8 protein-coding genes are annotated in these 7499 nt (G+C 61.2%); all 8 read left to right on the plus strand.

The genetic code is table 11. The annotated features are described in order from the left end of the window. Positions 1-2 precede the first annotated feature (2 nt). The gene (locus APH44_RS24350) at positions 3-2492 is read left to right on the plus strand and encodes a hypothetical protein (RefSeq protein WP_054894971.1); all 2490 of its coding nucleotides are present in this window, start codon (positions 3-5) and stop codon (positions 2490-2492) included. A gap of 16 nt (positions 2493-2508) precedes the next feature. Next, entirely contained in the window at positions 2509-2832 is a 324-nt protein-coding gene (locus APH44_RS24355) for a hypothetical protein (RefSeq protein ID WP_054894972.1), read from the plus strand. 23 nt (positions 2833-2855) lie between these two features. Further along, positions 2856-3962 (plus strand): hypothetical protein, encoded by a 1107-nt coding sequence (locus APH44_RS24360; RefSeq protein ID WP_054894973.1) that lies wholly within the window; start codon positions 2856-2858, stop codon positions 3960-3962. A gap of 162 nt (positions 3963-4124) precedes the next feature. Continuing rightward, positions 4125-4520: a four helix bundle protein gene (locus APH44_RS24365; protein WP_054894974.1), complete on the plus strand. Its 396-nt coding sequence runs from the start codon at positions 4125-4127 to the stop codon at positions 4518-4520. Between the two features lie 307 nt (positions 4521-4827). Then, positions 4828-5865, plus strand: a complete 1038-nt coding sequence (locus APH44_RS24370; RefSeq protein WP_054894975.1) for an RNA-directed DNA polymerase — start codon at positions 4828-4830, stop codon at positions 5863-5865. 151 nt (positions 5866-6016) lie between these two features. Next, the gene (locus APH44_RS29420) at positions 6017-6220 is read left to right on the plus strand and encodes a Com family DNA-binding transcriptional regulator (RefSeq protein ID WP_082430661.1); all 204 of its coding nucleotides are present in this window, start codon (positions 6017-6019) and stop codon (positions 6218-6220) included. Next, a complete protein-coding gene (locus tag APH44_RS24375; protein ID WP_054894976.1) occupies positions 6180-7022 on the plus strand; it encodes a DNA adenine methylase in 843 nt (280 codons plus the stop codon). Before APH44_RS29420 ends, APH44_RS24375 begins: the two co-directional genes overlap by 41 nt. 58 nt (positions 7023-7080) lie before the next feature. Further along, complete coding sequence (locus APH44_RS24380) at positions 7081-7338, plus strand: hypothetical protein (RefSeq protein ID WP_054894977.1); 258 nt, start codon at positions 7081-7083, stop codon at positions 7336-7338. The last annotated feature ends 161 nt before the right edge of the window (positions 7339-7499 follow it).

Consider the following 7499-nt stretch of genomic DNA (forward strand, 5'->3'; position numbering starts at 1 on the left):
ACATGGCAAACGTTAGCGAAACCCCGGTATGGGAATCGGGTATCTACCAGATCGAAACCACGGACAAGGTTCGGGGTGGCGAAGACGGTATTTCCAACGTACAAGGCAAACAACTTGCCAATCGCACGGCCTACCTGAAGATGCGTGCTGACCAGGTTGACGAGGCCAAGGGCACTCACGCAAACCTGCCGGAGCGCCTGAATCACATCGAGGGCGAATTCGAGGCAGTAGGCCCGGATAAGCAGAACGCAGGCGATTCCGCGCTGATGTTCGCGCTGGAGCAGGCGGGTATTGCCAACCGCGAAGTCGAGCGTCTGCGCGCTGGTGAGTCGAAAACATCGGCCCTGCCAGCGCTGGCGGCGTGGAACTTCGAGCAGCAGGCCGAGGTGCTGCGTGGCCAAGGCCAGAGTGGGTTGTTCCTGACCCGGCAGTACAACCGGGGCGGGGACGATGCCTATGACCGTGGCTGGGCCGAGAACTACAACCCTGCCTCCATCCACAACCATCCGAACTATCGCGGCATGCCGGGAATGGGCGAGTTTTCGGCCATCATCAACGGTTACTACCTACGCACGCGCCACAACGATTACCGTCTGCGCGGGCCGGCCCCGGAGGGGACGGCATTCCTGGCCACCGAGGAAGTCGAAGCCCCACCCGTGCCCGCGCTGGTCACGGGTGCCGGCAGCGTGGCCAACCAGATCACCGCCATGCGCGACCTGTTCCGCCGCTACGCTGCGGGCGAATGGCCCCAAGGATTCGGCTGGACGCTGTCCTATGTCGAGTGCTGGTTTGAAGTGCTGACCGGCACGGTCACGGACACGTATTCGTCGTTCCGGCACCAGCAGTATGTGACGACGGTCGACGCGGCGCTGCGCGAGGTGCTGAAGTTCAATGCGGGCGGGTACAAGAACCCGAGCGAGAACGTTTCGTTCGAGCCGCCTGTCGTCCGATTTATCGACGCCAGCGGCAACCCGGTACTGGCCCGCCTGCGATATCGCCTGGCGGCGGTCGATGTATCGAGCCTGGGCGACCTGCGGCCCCATATTCAGATCGTTGATGATTGGGCGCAAGCGGCATATGCGGCCCGCCAGTCCGGCCGATATCGCGTACCTGACGACGCCAGTAAGCCCGGCATGCTCGATTCGATCATGGGCCTGGTGCCGGGTCTGAACGGCGCTGGCGCAGTGCTGGAGGAGAAGTACGGAACGGTGGTGATCGGCAAGTTCGGTGACCAGGTTCCGTTGAACGCGGCGTACTACAACCGATTCAGCGCCGGGCAGACCGATGCGTCGAACCGTTCCAACTTCCGTCGTGGATTCAACGACCCGACATTGTTCGTGGCCAAGAACACACGCGCGGAAGTAGCCCCGATGACCATTGGCAGCGAAACCTATCGCTTCTCGTATGCCATTCCGCTGGAACTGATCCTGCGCACGCCGCTGGAAAACTGGAACCCCTACAACGTGCCGGAGGCAGAAAAACGCACGGACGTGACCGGCAACGGGCTGCAGGCCACGCCGTACAGCGCCTGGCACCCGGATGCCCGCAATTTCCGCACGCCGTCGGCGTTCTACGGCAGCACGTTGAGCCTGACCCTGACTGACCAGGCCGACACTGGCTCGGGCGGCGCGTATGTTCAGACGCCATCCGGTGGCGTGCAGCAAATGCGGGGCAGCGGGATCTATCTGGCGCTGCCGGCGATTCCTGGTGTTGCGGCGACGATTCGCCTGCGACATCCGGTGTTCCCGGTTTATCACGAAGGGTCACATGCCCAATCGCAGTTCGAAGCCCTGCGTGGCGAGGTGGAAGTCGTGCGCGGCCTGGCATCCCTGGCCGTCGATCAGGCTGGCCAGGCGCATCATGGTCTGCGCCTGCTGCGTGAGCATGCACAGCAGGAAGGGGAGCTGACGATCACCAACCGTGGCGTGGTTAGCGGATGCACGGTGACCCGTTCCGAGGGCGCTGCACGCAACCTGAACCTGGCGGGTGGACTTTGTTTTGCGAACGGCCGCACTTATCGCGTGGCCACGGCCGGGAACGCTGCCTCGGTGCCGAGCAACATCGGCACTGGGTCTGTGACGCTCTACGCCTACCTGTTCATGGCTACGGGCGGCAATTGGCGCTTGGCTGTGACGCCCATCGGCACATCGGTACCCAGCGGTGCGATCCCTGTTTACAGCCTGACCCTGCCCGCGAACTCGACAGATGAAACTGATCCAGGGCTGACGAAGGTCACCATCACGGACATTCGCCGCCTCGAGCCTGGTTTCCCGAACGTGCTGGACAGCCCGGCATCGGCATCTGCCGTCCTGAACCGCCTGAACGCCAACGACTACCGGCTCATGTTCGACGTGGTCTCTGCCGACGGTGCGCCGTGCGACGTACAGGATATCAGCGTGACCAGCCGGGCAACGAACGGTTTCACGATGCTGCTGGGCAGTGCGGCCGACAACGTCGTCATTCGCTGGAAGGCCAGCAAACTCAACCAATGATCAGGAGTTCATAACCATGAAGATCAATCTGAAACAGGCCGGGCAGCCGGTGGCCGATTTCGCCGTGAGCGGCGCGCTGGTGACCGTTGCCGGCGTGGTCGTGGATACGGCCGCGCGCGAGGACGACGTGGCGGTCATCGTCGAAATCCGTGAGAACAGCGATGGCCCCGGCGAAGGGGGCGATGGTGCCTATTTGGCGCAGATCGAGATCCCGGCTCGTCGCTATGTCACGCATCACGTTCCCGGCGAAACCGAGGACGATCCGCCGACCGAAACCCAGGAACCTGCCGAGTTCGACCCCGATGCTGTGGTCGTGACTTTGTGGCCTGCCGCCCGCTAAATCCGTTTATTTAGGAGCACACCATGCCCACCATCCTCATCAAAGACGACCTGCGCCGTAGCGTGGAGGCTGCCACTGGCGGCCAGATGACCGTGCTGTACACCGCGACCAAGCAGCCGACCTACATGAATGTCTTCTACAGGCAGAACCTGGAGGACATCGACCCGGAGCTGGGAACCGGCGTCGATCCGGCCTTCATCGTCAATGGCGTAGAGAAGAGCGAGTTGTTCATCGGTGCCTATCCCGGCATCGTGAAGAACGGCGAACTGATCTCGTTGCCCGGTGTTGACCCGGCCGCAAGCCGGAATTTCGACTCGTTCCTGACTGCCGCGCGTGCGTGCGGGCCGGGCTTCCATCTGGTGACCAATGCTGAATGGATGGCCATTGCGCGCTGGTGCCGCAAGAACGGGTTCATGCCGCGTGGGAACAGCTATTACGGTCGTTCGTCCGACGTACCGTTGGAAACCGGCCGTCGCGTTGATGGCGCAGCTGCCGGTACGACGACTGGTACGCCGCGCACGTTGACCGGCTCCGGCCCGATGGCCTGGCGACACAACAACACCGCTGGGGGCATCTCGGATCTCTGCGGCAATGTTCTGGAGTGGGCGCCGGGCTATCGGCTCATGGATGGTGAGGTGCAGATTATCCCGAACAACGATGCAGCGGCCCACACCATCGACCTGAGCAGGACGTCGACGCTGTGGAAAGCGATTCGTGCCTCGGACGGGGCATTGGTTGCGCCGGGTACGGCGGGCACTTTGAAGTACGACGGCATTGTTGCTGGGAACACTGGACAACATGGAGCGCCACGTCTGTCTGACACGGTCACCATTCGTCATGGGGATGCTGGCCAGGACTCTGGCGCTGGATACGCGTCTGGGTCGTTCGAGTCGCTGTCCGTCAAGGAAGGGCTGAACGTGCCGAACATCGCCCGCATCCTGGGCATTGCCCCTCCGGGGGCCGGTCTGGGCAGCGACGGTATCTGGGTGCGGAACTTTGGCGAGCGTCTGCTGCTTGCCGGTGGTTACTATAGCCTTGGTTCCTCGGCGGGCGTGTTCGCGCGCAATCTCTCTTCTGCGCGGTCAAATGTTTCCGGTGCCGTCGGTGCCCGGCCGGCCTTCTTTTTGTAACCTTTGTCTAGGGGGGCGCGGTAGCGCCGCCCTGGTTCCTCGAGAGGATGAGGTTGGGGTTGCGCCGACTCGGGCGCGAAGCGCCCGGCGAAATTTTTTTCGGTGTTACATATTGAGGGGGTAGGCTAAAATCGCTGCGGAATCTGTAGCGAGGCGTGCAAAATGGCGGTAGACAAGGAAGCGATGCTGGTACGAAAGTTCATAGAGCTGGCCAAGCTGATGAACATTTATCTGAATCACTTCCCCAGCCATGAAAAGTACGGTCTGAGCAACAGAATCCGCAATTCCGCTTATGCGGTCTACGATCTGATCGTGGAGTGTCAGAAGCGGTACCACAAGAAGACGACCCTGACTCAACTGGACATTGCTCATGAGCAGCTGCGCATGCAGCTGTATCTGGCCTATGAATTGGGCTATTTCCGGTACAAGGACGGGCGCACCGACGAGAATGCTGTGGAAGTCGAGGCTCACCGCTGGCAGGCAATCAGCAAGCTGGTGGACGAGTTGGGCAGGATGATCGGCGGTTGGATCAAGCATGAGCTGGAAAGCTTCAAGTGATCCCTGGTGGTAGCAAGGGCAGCCTACAAGTACGTCTGCTGCTTGCCGGTGGTAACTATAACAATGGTTCCTCGGCGGGCGTGTTCGCGCGCAATCTCAATAATGCACGAACAAATGTTTCCGGTGCCGTCGGTGCCCGGCCGGACTGCAGCTTCTTCCTCAAACCTCTTTCGGGGATAGTGGAGCTATAGGGATAGGTTGTCCTGCGTGCCTGCTTTGCAGGCCGCGAACTCGCAGTAGCTCCGCGCTTTTTGGTAGGTTTCGGCCGAAGACCAGCGCGGAGTTTTTTTTGCCCATTGGGGGGCTTATGAAGCGGCATGGAAACTTGTTTGAGACGGCGTTTTCCAGGGATGCCCTGTACCACGCCTACCTGGAAGCCAGGCGTGGCAAGCGGCTGCGCAAGGCGTGCTACTGGTTCGACGTTCGCGCCGGCGCGGTGCTGGACTGGCTGCATCGTCGCCTGCACGATGGCACCTACACGCCGCGTGGTTACAAGCGGTTCATGGTGAGGGAGCCGAAGCCGCGAGAGATTTGCGCACCGTGGTTTGGGGACATCGTCGTGCAGCACGCTATCTACCACGTCGTGCGCCCGATCTTCGACCGCACCTTCATCGACCAGTCCTTCGCCTGCCGAATCGGCAAGGGGACGCACAAGGCGTCGGAGTACGCCCAGGCTGCATTGCAGCAATGCGACCCTGAGCGGTACACGTTGAAGCTGGACATCAGGAAGTTCTTCTACCGAATCGACCGGGATATCCTGCGCGGCCTGATTGAACGGAAGATCAAGGACAAGCGACTGGTCGATGTGATGATGCAGTTCGCTGAGTTGCCGGAGCCGCTGGGCATTCCCATTGGGAACCTGCTGTCTCAGATCTACGCCCTGATCTACCTGAATGCGCTGGATCAATTCGTCAAGCGAGAATTGAAGGTCAAGCTGTATTGCCGGTATGTGGACGACTTCATCTTGTTCAACCTGACGCACGACCAGTGCATCGAATACAAGGCCCGCATCGTGGAGTTCCTGGACAAAGAACTGAACCTGGAACTGTCGAAGTGGACGATGGCCAAGGTCAAGAAGGGGGTGAACTTTGTCGGCTATCGCACCTGGCGGCGCGGCAAGTTCATCCGCAAGTTCAGCCTGTACAAGTTCAGGCGGGCTGTGCGGCGGGACAAGGTTGACAGCGTGATCTCACTGCTTGGCCACGCCAAGCATACGCATTCGCTGGGGTTCATGTGGCGAACCATCCGGGAGGTCAACCCGGAGATGGTCGGGCGGCTGCCGGTGAAGATCCGGCGCTTCTACCCATTACGGTCGCCTCGGGAGGTGCCCGACAGCAGCCAGTAAACGCAATTCAAGAAAAGACGCGGCGCTGCATTGGGTGCGGGAACACCCGATACAGCACTGCCCAGCAGAGCTAGGCTGCGTAGGTAGCCAAGGCCGCGCCACCTGATCAGGCGGGCTCAAGGCTACCAGAACCGCAAAGGTTTTGCAGCATATGAAAGAGATACGGTGCGGCAACTGCCGCCGAAAACTGGCCGAAGGCGAATACCTGCGGCTGTCGATCAAGTGCCCGCGCTGCGGGACATTGAACTACCTGAGTGCCGAGAGCACTGAACCAGAGCGTCGTGGAGCGCCTATTTTTCTCAATAGGAGCAACCATGCCTCTCACCAAACAAAACCGGCCCCAGGCCAATCCTGAGCGCCCCACCAGGTCGCTGCTGCGCTACTTCGGTGGCAAGTGGATCATCGCCCCGTGGGTGTTGTCGCATTTCCCTCCCCATCGGATCTACGTCGAACCGTTCGGCGGCGCGGCCAGCGTGATGCTGCGCAAGCCGCGCAGCACGATTGAGGTCTATAACGATCTCGACGAAGAGATCGTCGGCATATTCCGGGCCGTTCAAGACCCGAGGCTGTGCCAGGCGCTGATGCGCCGCCTGCGCCGGACGCCGTATAGCCGCCGTGAATTCGAGCTGGCATTCCAGGGCAGCAAAGACCCGGTGATTCGCGCACAACGGGCGATAACGCGGGCGTACCAGTCCTTTCACCATGAGGCGTTGTTCAACTTCAAGAAGACCACGTTCGCGGACGCCAGGCACCGCACCGGGCCGCATTGCAAGGCACATGAGTGGGCCAGCTACCCGCGAAGTCTGCTGACGGTATCCAGGCGGCTCCAGGGCGTGGTCATCGAATGCCGGCCAGCACAGGAGGTCATCCGGGCGCAGGACACGCCCGATACGCTCTTTTTCGTTGACCCTCCGTATGTTCCATCGACGCGCACGAAGTCGGGATACAGGCATGAGATGAGCGAGGCCGATCATGTGGCGCTGCTGGAACAGCTACGGGCGGTGCAGGGGCTGGTGGTGCTTGCAGGCTACCCGTCGAAGCTGTACGACCAGGTGCTCTATGACTGGCACCGGGTCGAGCGGCCGCACCGCGCTGCCGGCAGCCAGCGGCCACGCACGGAAGTGCTGTGGCTTTCTCCCCGCGCGGTGGCGCGATGACTTGATGTTCTAGGCACACAGAGCGTTACTGGTGTCATCGCAACCAAGGAGCAGCCACATGGCCAAACCAGCCCTTTCCCCCGCCGCCCAGGAGCAAATCGAGCAGCGCCTGGTCGATTACCTTAGCGGCTACGTCCGTAACAGCCCGGCCAACCTGGCACACGTCATCGACTACCAGGACTGGCAACGGATGGCCAGGCTCGAGCTTGACCGCCGAGCCAGCAAGCTGCTGGCGGTATTGCCGGAGGAGGAACTCCAGGCCATTGCCGAGGGTCGGGTAAGCCTACCCGAGCTGGCCAGGAGCCTGGCTACCTGACCAGCGCCGCCCTAACGAAGAAGGCCGCCTCATTGGGCGGCCTTCTTTCTTTCATGCTTGCGACGACATCACCGTATTTGTGCAATTCCTTTGCGCGGGATGCAACGGCACCCGAGGGGAAATATCTCGCTTTTCTCGCTTCAAATATCGCGCGCGGCTTC

The organism is Pseudomonas sp. NBRC 111143, assembly GCF_001320965.1.
Lineage (GTDB): Bacteria > Pseudomonadota > Gammaproteobacteria > Pseudomonadales > Pseudomonadaceae > Aquipseudomonas > Aquipseudomonas machongensis.